Raw genomic sequence first — 19,510 nt, forward strand, 5'->3', positions numbered from 1 at the left:
CCCGGAAGACGCTTTAAGGAGCGCTGTCGCAGGCGCTGATTCCTCGCAGATGAAAATTCCCGTCTCGTGGAAATTGAAACCCGCCGCCGCGCCCACTCAACTGAATCGGGACTATGCCGATCGATTTTCTCGGATTCCCGGGGTCGATTCCGTCGGTCTTGCGCCCATCACGCGCGTGGCAACGCTCGTGGAGGTTCCGACGGGAAGGACCGACGTAACAGTGGATTTTCACAGCGCCGAGGCGCTCGCGACTGCGAGAAAATCAGGCAGCCTCCCCCTGTTCGGCGACCTGCGCGGCTGGTTCACCGGCTATCACATCATCGCCCGCGTCTCGCCGGAAGTAGTCGCGCGCGAGCGCGCGGCGCTTGATGAGGGCTACAGAGAGCGTTTCTCTAAGATCCCCGGTGTCGATTCCGTCGAACTATCGCCCATCACGCGTGTCGCGACGATAGTGGAAGTTCCGACGGGAAGGACCGACGTGTTCGTCAATTTCCGCAGCGCCGAGGCGCTCGCGACTGCGAGGAAATCAGGGAGCCTTCCCCTGTTCGGCGACCTGCGCGGCTGGTTCACCGGCTATCACATCGTCGCCAGGGTCAATTCGCCCGCTCAAGAAGCTAAATAGGCGAACCGACCTACTCGGGCGACTTTAAACAGTCCAGAAGAGCGGGTCCGCAGTTCGCCTCTCCGAAATCGCGCGCCTCATCGGCGAAAAGCCTCCAACCTTCGGCTGTCTTACGCCAGGCGCCGGCAATGAGCAATACATGCGGCGGGAAGTTGGATTTGAGCAGGGTCTTCTTCGTCTCCTTGCTCACGCCGGAAAAATCGGCGATGATCGCGGGGAACCCGCCGTATGAGTCGGCGAGACGCACGGTGAACACGCCTTTCTCGTTGGCGCTAAAGCCGCCGAAACCGACGGCGACGACGCGCTTGTCGGCGTAAACATGCGGTTTCGCGTTTAGGTCGGCGTTTTCCGCGTAGCGGCGGGGAGTCTCCGTCTTCAGCCGTTGGAGCTCCTCGCTCACCTGCCGCAGGCGTCCGGCTTGCCCCGCTCGGACGGCAGAGGCATCGGACTCATTCAAGACGTACGCCAGTGAAGTGTTCAAGGTGTCGCCTAAATCGCGGATCTCATCGGCAATAAGCCGGTAGCCTTCGGCATCATCGCGCCAGACGCCCGAGACGAGCAACGCATGCGGAGGTAACTCGATCTTGAGCAGATTTTTTTTCATCTGCTCGCTTAATCGAGCGAAATCAACGGTGATCCCTGGAATACCCCCGGAAGGGTCGGCGAGGCGCATCATGGACTTCGCGTTCATTTTGGGGCTGAAGCCGCCGAGGCCGATCAGGACTACGCGCTTGCCCACATACGCCTGCGGATCCACTGCGAGATCGGCGTTTTCCACGTACCGGTTAGGTCTCTCCGCTTTCAGGCGCCGCACATTCTCGCTGACCCGGCGCTGGAACTCGGCGCGCTTCGCGGCCTTCGAACCGTCGGCTCCGTCCGTCGTCGAGCGGGTCTGGGCGAAGCACTCTCGGACGGAAGGGAAGGAGTAGGCGGCTAAAAGCGCGGTTAAGAAGGCGAATCGGATCTTCATGCGCGCATCCTACTACTTTATTTGCGAAATCAAGTTCTCCGCGGGGATCCGCGGGAAATCACCGGGCTGCTTTGACCAACTCGATGAATCCCGCTGGATCGATTATCGTCTCGCCCTGTTTCGCGACATGGGCTGACCTGAAGAGAAGCTCTTGCATCCGCTCGGCGGTCAGGTCGGGGCGCGCCTGCCAACCGAGCGCGAGCACGCCCGCCGTATAAGGAATCGCCCAGCTCAGGCCGGCGCGTCCGTCGTACTGATACGAGGCCTCGCCCTTCTTGTATTCCTCAGCGACCGTGCGCGGCGCCACTGGAGCCAGAATAAGGCCGGAGAAACGTCCAACTCTTCCGGGGAAGCCCGGCTCGCATTTGGACACGTCCTCCGGATCACGCGAGTCATAATGGCAGGGGCCGACGATCCCTTTCTCCTCGGTCGCATCGAGCACGAGGATGCCCTGCGCGCGCGCGCGTACGCCTCATCCCAGGCCTTGTTGTTCTCCTTGAAGGTGGATCCGCGACCGGAAGGCACGGCTGAGACCGACACGACCCGGATCTTCTCTTGTCCCCTGAGCCTGGCGTTCTGCTCGAGTATCCAGTCCAACGCCCGCGCATAGTAAGCGGCGTCCGCTTTCCAGGACGGGACCGCCGCATAATAGATCTTCGCGCCCGGCGCGGTGCCGCATTTGGCGCCGACTAAGAGGCTGACGACCGCGGGACCGTGCATGCTGCTGTCGCTGCCGCATTCGAAATCGCGATAGGCGGCGATCTTCCCGGCGAACTCGGGATGGTCGTCCAGGAGAGGCTGGTCGATGATGGCGACGCCGACTCCTGCGCCGGTGATGCCTTTCTCATGGAGCCTGCGTACGCCCAGGCCCGGGTTCATGCCCGAGGACATCAACTGTCTCGGGTCGGCATTCTTTCCCATCGCCGCGGGTTTAGGCCAGACCGTCCGTTCGTTGAAGGTCAGCGTAGAGACGAGATCGGGCCGGCCGGAGAAATCCTCGCCGCTGAGATCCTTGCCGCGGACGTCGTCGAAGGGTTCTATCGCCGCCGCGCCCCGCGAGGCTTGCGGGGCAGGGTCGGCGGCTGGCCTCGGAGTCCGCGCGGCGGCCTTGTCCGTCTTTCTGAGAACGTAGAAATGAGGACTCATCCCGCGCTCGACGACGTCCCCGCTGAGCCAAGGCAGGAAAAAGAACGACTCGCCGTCGACGGCTTTCACGGTATAAGGGGCGCGCGTCTTCCCGTTTGCATGCGTCGTCCAGCCGTCTTCGCACGTCCACCCCAGCGAGCAGCGTCCGTCCGCTCCGCACTCGAAGTCTTTGAGAAAGAGCTCGTTGGGCCAGGATCGCCTGCCCGGCGAGAACTCCTCGATGGAGCCGACGAGATCGACGCTCTCCCAATATCCTGCGGGGATTTGCGCAGGGCGGGCGGGGGCTGCCCCTGCCGCGCTATGCGCGAACGATGCGAAAACAGATGCGGCGAGGCATAAAAACCCGGAGAGCATCATGGTCGCATCATCCTCCTCAGACTCGCGGCGTAATCTAACATTTACGAGGCGGGAATTTTAGCGCACCTGGCGAAAGACGGGCTTATGGATTACAATAGGAACATGGCACGACGAGCTTCGCGAAGTCTGGCCGCCCTTGCCCGCAGGATCCGCCGCCAGCCCTGGAACCGCGAGGGCGCGGACAAGACCTTCGTCTACACGGCGCTGACTTCGTACCTCGCCTACATCCGGGCCATCCGCCGTTGAAGCCCAAGCCCCCGCTGGTCAAGGCCCTGGCCGGCTTGAACGCAGCGCGCGTGGACTACGTCATGATCGGCGTCCTGGCGGTCAACCACTATGCCAAGGATCCGTCCTCCGTTTACTCGACGCTTGATTGCGATCTGCTCCTTCGCCCCGACCCGGACAACCTCTCCCGCGCGCTGAAAGCCCTGCTTCGGGGCGGCTGCGACCTCACGGTGGCCGGGGAGCCCCTCGGCATCCCGGATCCGCTGTTGTGCCGCCGCATCATCAAGAGTCGCGGGACCGTCACCGCGCTCAAGCCGGGCGAAATGCCCATCGACATCGTCCTTGAGATCAAAGGGTCGGATTTCGCGAGTCTGAAGCGGCGCCGACACGTCTTCAGCGTGGCGGGTGTGCGCGTGCCCTGCGCGGATATAAAGGATGTGCTCGAGGCGAAACGGCGCGCCGGTCGCGAGAAGGACAAAGCGTTCCTGAAGATATACGAAGCCCGCGGCAAGACCCGCCCCGGCTGAAGGGGCCGCTCCGGGCAGTTTTGTTGCTTAGTTGTCGGCATGAAACAGTGTCCCGACTGCCGTTCGCCCATCCTCTCGATGTTGTTCCTCGACGGAAAGACCGTTCCGGAACACTACTGCGAGCGCTGCTGCAAGAGCGTCTCCCTCGTGGTGAAGCCCGTCCCGGCGCCCCGGGAAAAGGTCGCCGCCTAAGCCCCCCAGGGGACCCATGCCGAAGATCCGCACCCCCGTTTGCTCGGACTGCGGATGGCTGGAGACGCGGACCAGCGCCGACGGCCGCCCCGCGCGCTTCTGCGTCAAGCACGGCGTCGCGCGCGCGGGCGCGGAGCTGAGCGCCCGGGCGTGCAGCGATTTCCGCCCGCTGGAGACGACGGGCGTTCTTCCCGCGCAGCCGCCCCTGCCCCCTCCGTCCCGCCCGCTCGCGCCGCCGCCGCTGTTCCAGCCGCCGGACCCGGACGGCTTCCGCGCCTTCCTGCGCGACGAGAAGGATTTCTCGCTGCGCTCGAAGCTCATGACCGAGCGCGAGGCCGTCAAGCGCTTCATCCATAGCGGCGACTACGTCGGCTTCGAGCTGTACGGCACGGTCCGCTGCCCGCTGTCGGTCGTGCGCGAGATCGTGCGCCGGCGCGTCGGCGGCCTGAGATTGATGGGCCAGGGGCTGATGGACGCGGACTTCCTGATCGCCGCCGGGCTCGTGGCCGAGATGGACATCACCTACGTCGGCTACGAGGCCTACGGCCTCTCCCCGATCCTGCGCCGGGCCGTCGAGAGCGGGGCGCTCAAGCTCGCGGAGTGGTCCAACGCCGCGATCACCTGGCGCATGAAGGCGGCGGCGATGGGCCTGCCGTTCCTGCCCGCGCGGACGATGCTCGGCACCGACACGCTCGCGCGCAGCCCGGCCAAGACGATGCAGGACCCCTTCACCGGCATGGAGCTGACCTTGCTGCCCGCGCTCGTCCTCGACGCCGCCGTCATCCACGTCCACCGCGCCGACAAGTTCGGCAACTGCCAGATCGACGGCATCTCCGGCTTCGCCGTCGAGATGTCGCGCGCCTGCAGGCGCCTCATCGTGAGCGCCGAGGAGATCGTCGACACCGAGGCGTTCCGCGAGAAGCCCGAGCGCACCGTCATCCCCTACTTCCTGGTCGACGCCGTCGTGCCGGCGCCCTTCGGCGCGCACCCGGGCGAGACCTGCGGCGTCTACCGCCGCGACGAGCCGCACATCAAGGAATACCTCGAGGCGACGCGGTCCGAGGAGGCGACGAGGCGCTATCTCGATGAGTTCGTCCACGGCGTGAAGGACCACGCCGCCTATCTCGAGCGCGTGGGCGCCTCCCGCCTGCGCGCGCTGAAGGTGAGGAAGAATGAGCGCTGAGAAGGCCGGTCCCGCCGAGCGCCTGGCCTGCACCGCGGCCCGCATGATGAAGGGAAGCACGACCGTCTTCATCGGCACCGGCGTGCCGATGCTGGCCGCGGCGCTCGCCCGCGCCCTGTACTCGCCCGCGCTGATCCCCGTCTTCGAGTTCGGCGGCGTCGGCTCCACGCTCGAGAAGCTGCCGCTGGCCGTCGGCGAGCACAACTCCTTCCGCCGCGGCGTCGCGGCGATGGGCATCTGCGACGTCATGGAGGCCGCGCAGCGCGGCGTCGTGCGCGACGGCTTCCTCGGCGGGGCGCAGATCGACCCGTACGGCAACCTGAACACGACCGTCATCGGCCCCTACGACGACCCGACGGTGCGCCTGCCCGGGTCGGGCGGGGCCAACGACGTCGGCTCGCTGTGCTGGCGCACGATCATCATCATGAAGCACGAGCGCAAGCGCTTCGTGCCGAAGGTCGACTTCCTGACGACGCCGGGCTACCTCGACGGCCCCGGCGCCCGCGAGCGCGCGGGCCTGCCCCCGGGGACCGGGCCCTACCGCGTGGTGACCGACCTCGCCGTCTTCGACTTCGAGCCGTCGTCGAAGCGCATGCGGCTGATCGCGCTGAACCCCGGGGTGACGGCCGCGCGGGTCGCCGCCGAGACCGGCTTCCCCTTCCCCGTCGCCGCGAAGGTCGCGCGCAACGCCGACCCGACCGCCCTCGAGCTCGACACTTTGCGCCGCAGGATCGACCCCGAGAAGGTCTTTCTCTGACCCCGACTGTTTCCGGAAACACTCAGTCGAGCCGTTGTTTTATCTTGAGATGAAACCCGGGACCGGCTAGGGCCGCCGGCGGGCGACGGCGCGCAGGCTGGCGTCGAGGTCCTTGATGATGTCGACGGGGCTCTCGAGGCCGATCGAGAGGCGCACGCCGCGGTTCTCCTTCATGGGGCCGTGGCCGGCGTAGGCGGAGTGCGTCATCCCCGAGGGCATCTCGATCAAGGTCTTGGTGTGGCCCAGGCTGACGGCCAAGGTCACGCAGTAGGCGTTCTGCGCGACGTGATCGACGAACTTGACCGCGTCGATCTTCCTCTCGTCGAGCTTGAAGTAGATCATGTTGCCCGGCGCGAAGCCCCCGTCGAAGTCGCGCATCTGCCGGAGAGCCAGCGCGTGCTGCGGGAAGGAGTCGAGGCCCGGGTAGCGGACGCTGGCGACCAGGGGATGGTTCTGGAGATAGCGGGCGACGTGCAGGGCGCTGTACTGCTGGCGCTTGATGCGCAGGGGGATGGTGGGCACGCCGTAGACGAGGATGGCCCACGCGGCCTTCGGCGAGAGGATGCCGCCGAAGTCCTTGCGGTAGCTCGCCAGCAGCGGGAACACCTCCTTGGAGCAGCACACCGCGCCGCCGACCTCGGTGCCGAAGCCGCCGATGTTCTTGGTCAGCGAGTGGAGCGTGACGTCGATGCCGTGCTCGATCGGGCGCTGCCCGAAGGGCGTGGCGAAGGTGTTGTCGATGACCGTGAAGATCCGCCGCTTGCGGCCCTTGTTGGCCTTCGCGGCGGCGTCGGAGACGGCGCGCAGGTCCACCAGGTCCAGGGTCGGGTTGACCGGCGACTCGAAGTACAGCGCGCGCGTGCGGGAGTTCACGGCCCTGGCCACGGCCTTGGCGTCGGTGAAGTCGACGCGGCGGACCTTGACGCCGAGCTTCGGGTACCAGTTGGTGAAGAGAGAATGCGTGCAGCCGTACAGCAAGGTGTGCGCGACGACCTCGTCGCCGGACTGGAGCAGGCAGCCCAGCGCCGCCGAGACGGCGGCCATGCCGGAGGCGAAGGTCAGACAGGCGTCGGCGCCCTCCATGGAGGCGATCTGGCTCTCCAGGAGGCCGCGCGTCGGCTCCTCGAGCCGGTCGTAGATGTAGATCGGCGCCTCCGACTCCTTGTGGAACGAGCCGAAATCGTTGAAGCCGCGCGCGGCGCGCTTGACGGACTCCAGGCGGAAGGTCGTCGACGCGGTGAGCGGCGGCACGACGTGGTGGGCGTAGTCCCAGCGCGGGGTCTTGGCCGCGCCGTGCACGATGCGGGTCGTCTTCTTGTAGCCTTCGGCGTTCTTGGCCATGGAGGCTCCTTAGCTCCCGCCGGGGACCAGCGGCGGATGGCCGGGCGGCAAGGCCATGCTCGCGGCGCCGGCGGGCGTCCGGCAGCCCTGATCCATCCTCTTCAGGCCGTAGCTCGCGGCGCCGCACAGGAAGCCGCCGAGGCCGACGACGGCCAAGGTCCAGCCCACGGCCTGGCCCGCGCGCTTGACCCAGCCGCCGTCCTTCTCGGCCGAGCGCAGGACCCAGACGCCCAGCGCCGCCGTCGCCGCCATCAAAACCGTGCTCGAGACGCCGCAGCCGCTCGCGCAGGCCCCGGCCGCCCACCGGTCGCGGGCGGAAGCGCCCGCGGGGATCAGAACCAAGGCCGTCGTCATCAGTCGCGCCATGTGAAACCTCCGCAATCCCTATGGACTTCGCAACACTACGGCCTCCAGGCCGGAACGTTGCTAAGATACGGTCATGATGCCGAAAGAGCACGGAGCCTGGGCCATCCTGATCGCGCCGATCGCGGTCGGGCTGATCGGCGCCCCCTCGGTGTCCCCGGCCGCCGCCGCGCTGTTCGTCTTGGGCTCGCTCGCGGTGTTCCTGTCGCGCACCCCGCTGCAGGCCCTGCTGGCCAAGCCCGGCGACCGCCGGGCCTGGGGCTGGCTGGCGTTTTACGCCGCCCTGGCCGCGGGAGCCTTCGTTCCGCTGATCGTCGTGCTGGGCTGCTGGAAGCTCCTGTATTTCGCCGTGCCCTCGGGGCTCCTCCTGGCCGAGAACCTGCTCGCCAACAGGTCGGGGCAGCGCTTCAGCGCCTTCAACGAGGCCGCCGGCGTCTTCGGCCTGTGCCTGGGCGCGCCCGCCGCCTACTACGCGACCTCCTTCACTTTGGACGCCCGGGCCTGGGCGCTGTGGCTGCTGTGCTCGGCCTACTACCTCGGCCCCATCTTCTACGTCAAGATGGCCGCCCTTCAGCACCGCGCCGCCGGCGACCCCGCGGCCGCGCCCGCGATCGCCGCGATGCGCCGGCGCTCGACGATCTACCACGGGCTGACCTTGGCCGGCGTCGCCGCCTGGGCGGCCTCCGGCGGCGTTCCCGCCGTCGCCGCCGTCCCCTTCGCCGCCGCGCTCGCCAAGACCGTCCTGCGCGGCCGGCGCCCGCCCGCGCGCGTCGACTTCAAGGCGCTCGGCTACTCCGAGGTCGGCTACTCCGTCGTGTTCGTGATCGTGATGGGCTTCGCCTTCGCGAGGTAGCGTCGTCCGCCGCGGCCGGTTCTCATCCGCGCCCCAAATGACTCGCGCGCCAAAAGTGTTGTAGGATTGCCGTGCGCAATCCCCGGTCATAACGGAGCTCCCATGAACACTCTTTGGTCCGACATCGAAGCCGTCATCGAGCAGAAGTCCCTCCTCAAGCACCCCTTCTACCAGGCCTGGACCGCCGGCACGCTGACGCGGGAAGACCTCGCGCACTACTCCCGGCAGTACTACCAGCAGGAAGCCCGCTTCCCGCGCTACGTCAGCGCCGTGCACTCGAACACCCCCGACTTGAAGACGCGCCAGATGCTCCTCGAGAACCTGACGCACGAGGAAGCCGGCGCGGAGAACCATCCCGAGCTGTGGCTGCGCTTCGCGCAGGCCGTCGGCGCCGATCGCGCCTCGGTCCTCGGCGCCGAGGCCCACGCCGGCACGGCGAAGTGCGTGGCGGCCTTCGACCGCCTGTCCCGCGGATCGTGGCAGGCCGGCCTGGCCGCCCTGTACGCCTACGAGGCGCAGCAGCCCGCCGTCGCGAAGACGAAGATCGAGGGCCTGAAGTCGAAGTACGGACTGGACTCGAAGGACGCCCTGGGCTTCTTCTCGGTCCACGAGACCATGGACGCGTGGCACTCCGCGTCGGAGAAGCAGGTCCTCGTCGAGCAGCTGGAGAACGATCCCGCGCTCGGCGCCGAGCTCAAGGCCGCCGTGTCGGACGCCTGCGACGCGCTCAACGCCCTGCTCGACGGCGTCTGCGAGGCGCGCGGCATCATGGCCTGCGCGGCCGCCTGACCCCGCGATAGCCGGCCGGCGGCGCGCGCTGCGCGTCGCCGGATGTTTGCATCCCGTACATCCCGCGGACACGTGAATTTGTCCAGTATATGGGCATGACGCTGGAAGACCTGAAGCGGGAGACGGCCATCCCCGTGATCCTCGCCGACGAGCGCGGGAGCGTCGTTTTCGTGAACGCGGCCTTCGAGGCCGCCTTCGGCTGGCGCCGGGACGAGATCGACGGCAAGCCGCTGACCGTCATCATACCGAAGGCCCTGCGCGACGCCCATCACCTGGGGTTCTCGCGCTTCCTCACCACCGGCCAGCCCACCCTCCTCGGCCGCCCGCTGCGCCTGATGACCGTGGACAAGGCGGGACGCGAGTTCGAGTGCGAGCACGTGATCGTCGCCGAAAAGGTCGAGGGGCGCTGGATGTTCGGCGCGACGCTTCGCGCCGAGGTCCCCCGATGAGCGGCTCCGACGAGCTCGTCGACGAGCTGCGCCGCAGCCTGGGGCGCATGGAGATCGCCCTCGGGCTGATGCCGGACGCGGTCGTGTGGGCCGATCGAACGGGCCGCGTGCGCTGGTGCAACACCGCGCTCGACCACATCCTCGGGCGCCCGCACATCGAGATCCTGGGCGCCGACCTCGTCCGGCTGCTCCCGCTGGACGACGGCGAGCATCCGGTGTCGCGCGCGGGCCGCGGCGAGCGCCGCGGAGAAGGCCGCTATTCCTACCGGTCGCGGGTCCTCGAGATCCAGTGGGAGTCGGCGCGCTCGGGGGAGGAGGACGTCCACGTCTTCCTGCTCCGCGACCTGACCGAGAACCACCGGCATCTCGAGGAGCTCGAGCGGCTGAAAAGAGCCGAGGCGCGCTTCCGCATGGCCGTCGAGGCCGCCCCCAACGCGATGATCATGGTGGACCGCGCCGGGAAGATCGTCCTGGTCAACTCCCAGGTCGAGAGGATGTTCGGCTATGCGCGCGAGGAGCTGCTCGACCGGAAGATCGATATGCTCGTCCCCGAGCGGTTCCGCGCGGCCCATCCCGGCCAGCGCGGCGGCTTCCACGCGGCCCCCCGCGTCCGCGCGATGGGCGCGGGCCGGGACCTGCACGCCCTGCGCAAGGACGGCTCGGAGGTCCCGGTCGAGATCGGGCTCAATCCGATCGAGTCGTCGGAGGGCCTCGTCCTGGCTTCGATCATCGACATCACCCAGCGCAAGCGGATCGAGGAGCAGGCCAAGGAGGCCGCCCGCCTCGACGCCGCGCAGAAGGAGCTCGAGGCGTTCTCCTACTCCGTGGCCCACGACCTGCGGGCCCCGCTGCGCCACATCGACGGCTTCATCCAGATGCTCGCCAAGAACGCCGCCGGCAAGCTCGACGACCGCGGCCGCGACCTGATGGAGAAGATCGGCCGCGCGGCCAAGAAGATGGGCGCCCTCATCGACGAGCTGCTCGCGTTCTCGAAGACGGCGCGGCTCGACCTGCGCCCGGAGACCGTCTCGCTGCGCGCGCTCGTCGACGAGGTCATCGCGGACCTCAAGGAAGGACTCGGGGAGCGCGCGGTGGAATGGCGGGTCGCCGGGCTGCCCGACGCGGTGTGCGACGCGGGGATGATGAGGCTCGTCTTCGCGAACCTAATCGGCAACGCGCTCAAGTTCAGCCGCGACCGCTCTCCGGCGATCATCGAGATCGGCCCCGTCGAGGCCGCGTCGAACGAGCTGGTGATCCGCGTCCGCGACAACGGAGTGGGCTTCGACATGCGCTTCGCCGACAAGCTCTTCGGCGTGTTCCAGCGCCTCCACCGCATGGAGGAGTTCGAGGGGACCGGCATCGGCCTGGCGAACGTCCGCCGCATCGTCGCCAAGCACGGCGGCCGGACCTGGGCCGAGGGAGAGGTGGGCAAGGGCGCCTCGTTCTACTTCTCCCTGCCGGCGCCGAAAAAGGAGGCGGCGCCGTGAGCGGCCTCGGGAAGATACTCCTCGTCGAGGACGACCCGGGCGACGTCGAGATGACCGTCGAGGTGCTCAAGCGGGTGGCCGAGATCGCCAACGAGATCGTCGTGGCGCGGGACGGCTCCGAGGCCCTCGACTACCTCAAGAAGGAGGGCGCCTACGCCGGCCGCGCGAACGGCAACCCCATCGTCGTCCTGCTCGATATCAAGCTGCCCAAGCTCGACGGGATCGAGGTGCTCCGGGAGATGAAGCGCGTCGAGAGCCTGAGGCCGGTGCCCGTCGTGATGCTGACCTCATCGCGGGAGCCCGCCGACCTGAACGAATGCTACAAGCTCAGCGTCAACGCCTACGTGGTCAAGCCGGTCAAGTTCGAGGATTTCTTCGAGGCGGTGAAGACCGTCGGCGTGTTCTGGGCCATGCTCAACGAACGGCCCGCCTAGGGCAGGTCCCACAGGTGGTGCCACTGCGGGCGCAGGAACACCTCCTTGACCGAGCGGCGCGCGAGGGCCTCGAAGCGCAGGGCCCGGGCGGCGGTGATAGTCCTCGCCTTGCCGACCGGCGTCGCGGGCTGCAGGTACAGGGGCAGCGGATGCGGGGCGCGGCGCACGAGGTCCACGACCGTCCTCCACTCGTCCTCGGTCGCGCGGTCGCTCAGGACGACCTTCACGAACGCGCGGGGCGGCAGGACGCGGATGAAGTCCCGGTGCGCGCTCCAGGTCTCGCGCCCCGTCGAGGAGGGCAGCTTGATGTCCATGGCGACGAGGTCGCACAGCGGCGCGAGCGCGGACATGGGGACCGGCAAGGTCCCGTTCGTCTCGAGATGGTTCTCCAGGCCCCTCTTGCGCGCCCAGCGCATCAGCGGCATCAGGAACTGCGGATGGAGCAGGGGCTCGCCGCCCGTCCAGGAGATCGCGCGGTGGGACCTCGCGTGAGCGAGGCGCTCGATCTCGTTCTTGACGTATTCAGCGGACCGTACGAGTCCCGATGGAATCGGGATGGTGTCGGGCTCGTCGCAGTAGTCGCAGGCGAGGTTGCAGCCGCCCAGGCGCACGAAGACCTGGCGCTCGCCCAGGCGCGGGCCCTCGCCCTGCAGGGAGGAGAAGATCTCGACGACGCGGGCGCGGGACTCGTCGGACAGCTTCAAGGTCTGGGTCACGCGGCGGGGTCCGGAATACCGGCCTCGCGGAAGCCCTTGGCGCGGAGCTTGCAGGAGTCGCAGCGGCCGCACTGCGTCCGGGTCCCGGCGTAGCACGACCACGTCAAACGGAGCGGGGCGCCGACGCGGGCGGCCAGCTTCACGACGCCCTTTTTGTCCAAGCGCAGGAGCGGGGCGAGGATCTTCAGCGGCTTGCCCTCGGAGCCGCGCTTCGTTCCCTCGACGGCGACACGGCCGAAGGCGCTGATGAACGGGGGACGGCAGTCGGGGTATCCCGAATAATCCAAAGCGTTCGCGCCGATGACGATCGCTTCCGCCCCGACGGCATCGGCTAACGACACCGCTAACGACAAGAAGATGGTGTTGCGGCCGGGGACGTACGTCGAGGGGATTCCGCCGGTGCCTATCTTTTTCAACGGCATGTCGGGGATTCGAAGGGACGAATTCGTCAAGGACGAGCCTTGGAGCCACGGCAACGAGATAACGACCTCGTGGAGCTGTACCTTCGCGGCCCGCGCAACGGCGCGGGCCGCGTTTAATTCCTTGACGTGACGCTGGCCGTAACGGATGGATAAAGCAACAACGGAAGAGTACTCGCTCTTGGCCCAGTACAACGACGTCGTGGAGTCGAGGCCTCCAGAAAGCAAGACGACGGCGATACCCTTCTTCTTCATTACACCTTCTTCTCCGGGAATTTTCCTTCCAACGCTTCTTTACAGATCCGCACCACATCGGCGCTGAAGTTTCCCTTCTCGATCATCCACGCGAAATAGCCTCGATCCGCTCGGACGACTTCCCGAATGGTCTTACCCTTGTGCTTGTTCCCGAATCCAAAAGCGGCCTCGCCGTTCTTCCACACGAATTTCCCTTCGACGTCGACTCTGCTCGGATCGATCTGATTGCACCAGGCCTCGATCCCCGCCACGTCCTTGGGGAGGTCGGCGTAGCGCTCGACCTGGGCCCACAGGATCTCGGCGGTCGCGCGCACGTCGGCCTCGGCGCGGTGGGCGCCGGAGAGGTCCTTGCCGCAGTAGAACTTGTAGGCGGCGGTCAGGTCACGGCGCTCCTTGCGCTGGAAGATCGTGAACGAATCGACCACTCTTTTTCCCGCCTCGGGCCACTCGGCGCCGAAGCGCTTGAACTCGGCGGTCAGCAGGGGGATGTCGTACTTCGCGGCGTTGAAGCCGGAGAGGTCGGCGTCCTTGAACATCTCGAGTATCCTCGGCGCGAGGTCGGAGAGCCGGGGCTGGTCTTTGACCATGTCGTCGGTGATGTGATGGATCGCCGAGGCCTCCGGGGGGATCGCGACGCCGGGGTTGACGAGCGAGGAGAACAGGGATTCGGAGCCGTCGGGCTCGCGCCTCAAGATGCAGATGTCGACGATGCGGTCCTCGAGGACGTTGGTGCCGGTGGCCTCCAGGTCGAAGATGCAGATGGCGCGGTCGAGCTTGATCATTTGGGCGGCTCCTGGGGGGCGGTCGCGGTGGAAACGGCGGGCGCCTCGATCACGGTGGTCGTCGAGACCGTCGAGACGGGCGGCACGACGAGGATCGCGCGCGGGACCGCGGTCGAGGCCTTCGGCGGCTCGTAGGCCGCGTCCTTCGGCCGGCACTCGTAGATCAGGTGCTGGAAGGGCGCGATCTTGAAGTGGTCCATGCCCTTGTCGAGGTTCGTCGTGATGTCCTCGCCGGCGTAGGAGATGTCGGCGTCCTGGCGCAGGTACTCGTCGAGGATCTGCGGCGCGAGCAGCTTGCCGCAGTTGCGGCGCATGCGGCGCAGGGCGTCGCGGCGCCGCCCGGCGACGAACCAGCCCCAGCCGTCGACGGAGTAGCGCACGTTCCCCCCGCCCATGTCGACGAAGCCGACCTCCTTGATCGGCCCCTTGCGCGGCTTGCGGCGCTCCACGGTCTCGGCCACGCAGGCCGAGAGGAGGAGGAGGGCCAGCAGGGACGGCGCGGCCAGGGCCTTCTTCATTTGAGCGCCCTCAGGGGAGACTCGGCGGAGGACGGCTCCGGCGCCGGCCCGCCCCCGGCGAGGCGCTCCGCGCAGCGCTTGCCGTCGAGGATGGTCTCCTCCATGAACGAGTATTTCCAGCCGCCGTAGCGGCCGATGGACTCGACGCCGAGCGAGGCGAGGTGACGGAAGATCGTATTCACCGCGGGCGTGCGGGCCCGGTCGTAGACGACGTAGCCGACCGGCACCGGCATCCAGATCTTGGCCGAGATCTCGTCGCTGCGGCGCAGCAGGCCCGCCTCGCGCAGGCCCTTGATCATGTCCGCCTCGAGCTTGTCGCGGTCGACGCGCGCGCCGCCGGGGCGCGTCGCCTCGAGGTAGAGCGCGGCGTGCCCCTCCGGGGCGAGGTGCGGGGAGAAGTTGCTCGAGAAGCCGACGCGATAGAACGGAAAACGCTTTTCCGGGTAATAGATCCAATGCTTGTCGGCCGGCGCGGGGCGGTCGATCCCCACGTTGAGGTTCCAGACGGTGTTCCAGCGCAGGTCCCGGCGCGCGGCCTTCACGTCCGCGGGCAGCGGCGCCGCCAGATCGAGGAACACGTTCAGCGGCAAGGTGTTCACCAGGCGCTCGTAGCGCACTTCGCCCAGGCCGCGCACCTGAGCAACCTTCTCGCGCAGGTCCACGGCTACGACGGGGCTGTCCACGCGCACGACGCCGGGCTCGAGGCGGTCGGCGAACGCGTCGGGCAGGGACTGGATGCCGCCGCGCACCGGGTAGCGGAAGGTCGCGTTGTAGCCGAACAGCGCGTTGTTGTCGGTGAGGGCGCCGTAGATCACCTCGGAGGCCGTCGGCTTGGGCACGAACCGGCCCTGCCACTCGGTGGTCAGCTTCGACAGCGGCAGCCGCCACAGCTTCCGGTTGTACGGCTGCATGAAGCGGCGCGTGATGCCGTCGCCGAACGTCGCCCGGCACCAGGACAAGAAATCAGGGTCTTGATCCAAGGGTCTCGGCCGGTGCACGGTCTCGAGGAAGCCCGCGACGCAGTCCGCGACGGTCTCGGCGGGAAGCCCCTTCGTGTTCGCCTGAAAAGGATAGCGGGTGAACGTCCCCTGCGAGTAGATCCAGGCCTTGCGCTCGTGGACGGCGACGTTGTCCTTGAGCAGGTCGAGGATCAGCGCCTGGCCGTACTTATCGTGAAGGTGCAGCAGGTGGCCGGTGTAGTCGAACGTGAAGGCGCCCGTCGTCACCGAGCCGGCCGTGCCGCCGACGCGGTCCTTCGCCTCGACGACGAGGCGCGAGCGGACCCCCCGTTCGCCGAGGTGGTACGCGGACGAGAGACCCGCCAGCCCGCCGCCGAGTATGAGGACGTCGACGTTCATCGCATCTCGACGAGCGCCATGCGGCGCGCGACCCAGGCGACCAGGAACGCCACCAGCACGTAGACCGCGACCGCGCCGCGCAGCGGCAGCTGCGTCACGAGGAACGCGCAGAAGCTCAGGAACGCCGCGGCCGCGCCGGCCATCAGCACGACCTGGCCGCGGTCGAAGCCCATCTTCTCGAGGCGCAGCGCGAAGTGGTCCTTCGAGCCGAGGAACGGGGACTTGCCCTGGTTCAGGCGCAGGAGGCTCACGAAGAACGTGTCGAAGGCCGGCACGAAGAGGATCAGCAGCGGGGCGAAGACGCCCGCGTCGTTGACGTCGGAGTAGCGCGTGCCGAGCGAAATGCCCGCGAGCAGGAAGCCGATGAGCAGGCTGCCGCTGTCGCCCATGAAGATCTTGCGCTTCCTCGACAGGTTCCACGGCAGGAAGCCCAGCGCCGCGCCGGCCAGCGCGGCGGAGGCGAAGTTGACGTAGAGCTCCTCGGTCGGCAGGGAGATCATCAGGAAGCCGAGCGCCGCGATCGCCGCCTGGCTCGCGGACAGCCCGTCCATGATGTCGACGATGTTGAACGCGTTCGTCACGCCGACGACCCAGACGCCGGTCACGACGGCCGCGACGTAGGCGGGCGACAGGAAACGCATGCGCAGGCCGAACAGGACGAGCAGCGCGGCGGCCAGGATCTGCACCAGGAACTTGGGCTTGTAGTCGACCCCCTCGGGCCGCTTCAGGTCGTCGACGAGGCCGAGCGCGAAGATCAGGGAGCCGCCGAGGACGAGCGCGCGCAGGTTGTAGAGGGTCCCGGTCGGGAAGTTCGTCGTCAGGCGCAGCAGGAGCATCGTCGCCATGAAGCCCAGGTAGATGGCCACGCCGCCGAACACCGGGGTCGCCTCCTTGTGCGTCTTGACCGCCGAGCCCGGCGTGTCGAGCACCCCCAGGCGCACCGACAGCAGGCGCACTAGCGGGGTCATGAAGAACGACACGCCCGCCGAGCAGATGAAGGAGGTCAGCAGCAGGCCCGCGTCGCTCCTCACAGACGCCCCACGACGCAGCCGCGGCCCGTGAACTCGGTCTTCAGCGTGTCCTCGAGGCCTTTCCAGTTGACGGCCCCGGCGGGCGTGAGCGTGCCCAGGCCCGGGCCGAGGCGCGCGGCCTCGCGCGGCACGATCAGGACGCGGGTGAAGCCGTCGGCGCGGAGCGCGGCCAGGAGCGACGCGGCGTCGGCGGACTCGTTGGCCCGGCGGACGAAGAGGTTGGGCATGTGCACGGTGCTGGGAAGGTGGTCGGCCGGAAGATAGTAGCCGCGCTGCTCCCCGACGACCAGTATTTTATCATTCTGGGCGGGGTTCCCCCGGAGCCAGTCCGCGCACGAGTAGTAGTCGAGGCGGCGCGTCAGGAACGCTTCCCGGGTCTCGAGCCCGAAGGCCGTCGAGCCGGAGCCGAAGGTCGAGTGGACGAACACGAACAGGAACAGGTGCGCGACGGTCATGACCCCGAGAGCGCCCGCGATGACGGCGCGCGACCAGCGGTCGAGCACGGCCCACAAGGCGACCAGGCCGCAGGCGCCCAGCAGCGCCATGATCGGCACGAGGACGGTCAGGAAGCGCAGGACGACGCCGCTCGAGAACCACGCCGCGCCCCACAGGAAGCAGAACAGCAGCAGGCCGCGCAGGCTCCGGTTCTTCGACGCCGCCCAGGCGCCCAGCGGCAGGAGCCAGAGCGAGATGTCCCAGCCGAGGTCGCCCAGCACGTCCATGCCGCCGCCGAAGCGCAGCGGGTTGCGCAGCAGCAGGATGGGCAGCGAGATCAGCGAATGGAAGAAGCCGCCGATGTGGCCGTACTCGGTCAAGACGCTGAAATAGCCCGCGGCGAGCTCGGCGTTCCAGCCGGTGCCGGTGTTCGCGAACCATTTATAAAAGAACGGGAATACCGGGTTCTGCACGCACACCCAGTTCTTGATCAGCCACGGCGCGAACAGCGCGGTGACGATGGCGGTGAACAGCGCCAGGTCCTCCGCCCGCTCCCTGCGGCGGTCGAACGCGAGCGCCCACAGCAGGCGCAGGCCGAACGCCGCGGCGCCGATGCCGGCGTAATACTTGGTCCCCAGCGCCAGGCCGGTGAAGATCGCCGACAGGATCAGCCAGCCCCGCGGGCCCCCGCCCTCGGGCGCCAGCCGCCGCCAGCGTTCGAAGGACAGCGCGGCCGCGGTGACCCAGAGCATGACGAGCGGCTCGACGTACGTCGTCGACGACATCAGCAGCAGCGCCGAGTGCGTGGCGATGAAGATCGCGGCCAGCGCCACCGCGTCCATCGGCGCCTCGCGCCGCCCGAGAGAGAACACCCACCAGATCGAGAGCACCATCGACAGCCACATGTACATCTGCGCCAGCAGGTCGCTTCCGAGCAGCAGCGCCAGCGAGAACAGCATCTCCCCGTTCTGCGGGAAATGGGCGTAGACGATGCCGGGCGGGGCGAACAGCCGGCCTTCGCGCAGGTACGCCTGGGGCAGGGCCAGGTGGTAGACGAGGGAGTCGTACTGATGAGGCGGCACGAGGCACATCCACAGCGCGGCGAGCAGGGGCAGGGCGACCGCCGCGGCCGCCAGCGGGCGCTCGCGCAGGAGGCTGCGGTCGGGCGCCAGGGACGCGAGCGCCGGCTTGAGCTCCGCGTAGCCGGCGACCCACAGCGCGGCCAGGAGGGCCGAGGCGGCCCAGGGCTTGAACAGGCCGAGGGCGCCGAGGAGGAAGCCGCCGAGGGCGAGCAGTCCCAGGCCCAAGGTCGCGCCGCACAAGGTCTTCTGCGACTCGCTCACGTCGGTCAGGCACAGCTTCCCGGCGAGGACGCGGCCGGAGCCGGCGGCGAGCAGGACCGTCAGCACGAGGAGCACGAAGGGCACGCAGCCCGGCCTCAGGGCGACCCAGAGGGAATCGGCCGCCGACAGCGCGCCGAGCCCCGCCGTCAGCAGCGCGAAGGCCGCCGCGGCTCGGCTCATTTCGCGGGCTTCGGCTCGAACAGGGCGAAGCGCACGACGCCCGCGCGCTGCAGGACGTACTGCCCCAGGCACCACAGCGCCGACAGGCCGTACACGCAGGAGCGCCGGAAGTTGATCGACGACGCCTCCGAGAAGTAGCGCGCCGCGACGGGCACGTCCCCTAACCGCTGTTTCATAAAGGCGGCTTGAATAAGGAACTGTTGATCAAACACGAAGTCGTCGGAGTTGTCCTCCCACGGGATCGTCTCGAGGCACTTGCGCGAGTAGGCGCGCAGGCCCGAGTGCCACTCGCCGAGGTTCTGCCCGGTGACGGAGTTCTCGAACATGGTCAGCAATCGATTAAAAACGTACTTGTATACCGGCATCCCGCCGCTCAGCGCCTCCCAACGCGTGCGGATGCGGTTGCCGCAGACCATGTCGCAGATGTCGTGGGTGATCAGGTCCGACATGATCGGCACGAGGCGCGCGTCGTACTGGTAGTCGGGGTGGACCATGATCACGACGTCCGCGCCCTTGCGCAGGGCCTCGGCGTAGCAGGTCTTCTGGTTGCCGCCGTAGCCCTTGTTGGTCGCGTGCCGGATGACGGTCAGGCCCAGCTTGCCGGCCAGCGCGACGGTGCCGTCCTTCGAGCAGTCGTCGACGAGGATGACCTCGTCGACCGACCCGGCGGGGATGTCCTTGATCGTGCGCTCGAGGGTCTTCTCCGCGTTGTAGGCGGGCATGACGACGATGACTTTGGGCTTGGCCATGTGCCCGACATTATAGGAAATGACGGGCC

The 19,510-nt window shown here is 67.9% G+C and carries 24 protein-coding genes; 11 read left to right on the forward strand and 13 right to left on the reverse strand.

The genetic code is table 11. From position 1 onward, the window contains the following. The first annotated feature begins 49 nt into the window (after positions 1-49). Positions 50-622 carry a hypothetical protein gene (locus tag HYV14_13155; protein MBI2386933.1) on the forward strand — a complete coding sequence of 191 codons (573 nt, stop codon included), beginning with the start codon at positions 50-52 and terminating at the stop codon, positions 620-622. A gap of 10 nt (positions 623-632) precedes the next feature. Here the strand turns inward: HYV14_13155 and HYV14_13160 are convergent, their stop codons facing one another. From HYV14_13160 to HYV14_13170, 3 genes are read right to left on the reverse strand one after another with little or no spacing between them, the layout of a single operon-like run. Next, complete coding sequence (locus HYV14_13160; GenBank protein MBI2386934.1) at positions 633-1,592, reverse strand: hypothetical protein; 960 nt, start codon at positions 1,590-1,592, stop codon at positions 633-635. 58 nt (positions 1,593-1,650) lie between these two features. Next, entirely contained in the window at positions 1,651-1,797 is a 147-nt protein-coding gene (locus HYV14_13165; GenBank protein ID MBI2386935.1) for a hypothetical protein, read from the reverse strand. A 26-nt stretch (positions 1,798-1,823) separates the two neighbouring features. After that, positions 1,824-3,095: a hypothetical protein gene (locus HYV14_13170; GenBank protein ID MBI2386936.1), complete on the reverse strand. Its 1,272-nt coding sequence runs from the start codon at positions 3,093-3,095 to the stop codon at positions 1,824-1,826. A gap of 102 nt (positions 3,096-3,197) precedes the next feature. On the opposite strand from HYV14_13170, the gene HYV14_13175 reads away from it, so the two are divergent. The 5 genes from HYV14_13175 to HYV14_13195 all read left to right on the forward strand — a co-directional run bounded on the left by HYV14_13175 (position 3,198) and on the right by HYV14_13195 (position 5,979). Continuing rightward, positions 3,198-3,341 (forward strand): hypothetical protein, encoded by a 144-nt coding sequence (locus HYV14_13175; protein ID MBI2386937.1) that lies wholly within the window; start codon positions 3,198-3,200, stop codon positions 3,339-3,341. Positions 3,342-3,403: 62 nt separating this feature from the next. After that, the gene (locus HYV14_13180) at positions 3,404-3,847 is read left to right on the forward strand and encodes a hypothetical protein (protein MBI2386938.1); all 444 of its coding nucleotides are present in this window, start codon (positions 3,404-3,406) and stop codon (positions 3,845-3,847) included. 39 nt (positions 3,848-3,886) lie between these two features. Beyond that, entirely contained in the window at positions 3,887-4,039 is a 153-nt protein-coding gene (locus tag HYV14_13185) for a hypothetical protein (protein ID MBI2386939.1), read from the forward strand. A 16-nt stretch (positions 4,040-4,055) separates the two neighbouring features. Beyond that, on the forward strand, positions 4,056-5,222 hold the full coding sequence (locus HYV14_13190; protein ID MBI2386940.1) for a CoA transferase subunit A: 1,167 nt from the start codon (positions 4,056-4,058) through the stop codon (positions 5,220-5,222). Beyond that, positions 5,212-5,979, forward strand: coding sequence for a 3-oxoacid CoA-transferase (locus HYV14_13195; protein ID MBI2386941.1), 768 nt, complete (start codon positions 5,212-5,214; stop codon positions 5,977-5,979). Before HYV14_13190 ends, HYV14_13195 begins: the two co-directional genes overlap by 11 nt. 66 nt (positions 5,980-6,045) lie before the next feature. Here the strand turns inward: HYV14_13195 and HYV14_13200 are convergent, their stop codons facing one another. Together HYV14_13200 and HYV14_13205 are read right to left on the reverse strand one after the other, a co-directional pair. Further along, positions 6,046-7,320, reverse strand: coding sequence for an aminotransferase class I/II-fold pyridoxal phosphate-dependent enzyme (locus HYV14_13200; GenBank protein ID MBI2386942.1), 1,275 nt, complete (start codon positions 7,318-7,320; stop codon positions 6,046-6,048). A gap of 9 nt (positions 7,321-7,329) precedes the next feature. Further along, a complete protein-coding gene (locus HYV14_13205; GenBank protein ID MBI2386943.1) occupies positions 7,330-7,686 on the reverse strand; it encodes a hypothetical protein in 357 nt (118 codons plus the stop codon). Positions 7,687-7,759: 73 nt separating this feature from the next. Here HYV14_13205 and HYV14_13210 point away from each other — a divergent pair, with 73 nt between their 5' ends. The 5 genes from HYV14_13210 to HYV14_13230 all read left to right on the forward strand — a co-directional run bounded on the left by HYV14_13210 (position 7,760) and on the right by HYV14_13230 (position 11,695). Beyond that, the gene (locus HYV14_13210) at positions 7,760-8,536 is read left to right on the forward strand and encodes a YwiC-like family protein (GenBank protein MBI2386944.1); all 777 of its coding nucleotides are present in this window, start codon (positions 7,760-7,762) and stop codon (positions 8,534-8,536) included. A gap of 102 nt (positions 8,537-8,638) precedes the next feature. Beyond that, positions 8,639-9,325, forward strand: coding sequence for a CADD family putative folate metabolism protein (locus HYV14_13215; protein MBI2386945.1), 687 nt, complete (start codon positions 8,639-8,641; stop codon positions 9,323-9,325). Positions 9,326-9,414: 89 nt separating this feature from the next. Further along, complete coding sequence (locus HYV14_13220; GenBank protein MBI2386946.1) at positions 9,415-9,774, forward strand: PAS domain S-box protein; 360 nt, start codon at positions 9,415-9,417, stop codon at positions 9,772-9,774. Then, the gene (locus HYV14_13225; GenBank protein ID MBI2386947.1) at positions 9,771-11,261 is read left to right on the forward strand and encodes a PAS domain S-box protein; all 1,491 of its coding nucleotides are present in this window, start codon (positions 9,771-9,773) and stop codon (positions 11,259-11,261) included. Before HYV14_13220 ends, HYV14_13225 begins: the two co-directional genes overlap by 4 nt. Continuing rightward, positions 11,258-11,695, forward strand: coding sequence for a response regulator (locus tag HYV14_13230; GenBank protein MBI2386948.1), 438 nt, complete (start codon positions 11,258-11,260; stop codon positions 11,693-11,695). The genes HYV14_13225 and HYV14_13230 overlap by 4 nt, the downstream gene beginning before the upstream one ends. Here HYV14_13230 and HYV14_13235 read toward each other — a convergent pair. From HYV14_13235 to HYV14_13270, 8 genes are read right to left on the reverse strand one after another with little or no spacing between them, the layout of a single operon-like run. Further along, positions 11,692-12,411, reverse strand: a complete 720-nt coding sequence (locus HYV14_13235) for a 7-carboxy-7-deazaguanine synthase QueE (protein MBI2386949.1) — start codon at positions 12,409-12,411, stop codon at positions 11,692-11,694. The genes HYV14_13230 and HYV14_13235 overlap by 4 nt on opposite strands. Then, on the reverse strand, positions 12,408-13,085 hold the full coding sequence (gene queC, locus HYV14_13240) for a 7-cyano-7-deazaguanine synthase QueC (protein ID MBI2386950.1): 678 nt from the start codon (positions 13,083-13,085) through the stop codon (positions 12,408-12,410). The genes HYV14_13235 and queC overlap by 4 nt, the downstream gene beginning before the upstream one ends. Next, positions 13,085-13,867, reverse strand: coding sequence for a 3'-5' exonuclease (locus HYV14_13245; protein MBI2386951.1), 783 nt, complete (start codon positions 13,865-13,867; stop codon positions 13,085-13,087). Before HYV14_13245 ends, queC begins: the two co-directional genes overlap by 1 nt. Continuing rightward, positions 13,864-14,385, reverse strand: a complete 522-nt coding sequence (locus tag HYV14_13250) for a hypothetical protein (GenBank protein MBI2386952.1) — start codon at positions 14,383-14,385, stop codon at positions 13,864-13,866. The genes HYV14_13245 and HYV14_13250 overlap by 4 nt, the downstream gene beginning before the upstream one ends. Then, complete coding sequence (locus tag HYV14_13255; protein ID MBI2386953.1) at positions 14,382-15,743, reverse strand: FAD-dependent oxidoreductase; 1,362 nt, start codon at positions 15,741-15,743, stop codon at positions 14,382-14,384. Before HYV14_13255 ends, HYV14_13250 begins: the two co-directional genes overlap by 4 nt. Beyond that, positions 15,740-16,774, reverse strand: a complete 1,035-nt coding sequence (locus HYV14_13260; protein MBI2386954.1) for an undecaprenyl/decaprenyl-phosphate alpha-N-acetylglucosaminyl 1-phosphate transferase — start codon at positions 16,772-16,774, stop codon at positions 15,740-15,742. The genes HYV14_13255 and HYV14_13260 overlap by 4 nt, the downstream gene beginning before the upstream one ends. Further along, positions 16,771-18,732: a phospholipid carrier-dependent glycosyltransferase gene (locus HYV14_13265; protein MBI2386955.1), complete on the reverse strand. Its 1,962-nt coding sequence runs from the start codon at positions 18,730-18,732 to the stop codon at positions 16,771-16,773. Before HYV14_13265 ends, HYV14_13260 begins: the two co-directional genes overlap by 4 nt. Further along, the gene (locus HYV14_13270) at positions 18,729-19,454 is read right to left on the reverse strand and encodes a glycosyltransferase family 2 protein (GenBank protein ID MBI2386956.1); all 726 of its coding nucleotides are present in this window, start codon (positions 19,452-19,454) and stop codon (positions 18,729-18,731) included. Before HYV14_13270 ends, HYV14_13265 begins: the two co-directional genes overlap by 4 nt. Positions 19,455-19,510 lie beyond the last annotated feature (56 nt).

This window comes from Elusimicrobiota bacterium, from assembly GCA_016182905.1.
In the GTDB taxonomy this organism is placed as follows: Bacteria; Elusimicrobiota; Elusimicrobia; order UBA1565; family UBA9628; genus GWA2-66-18.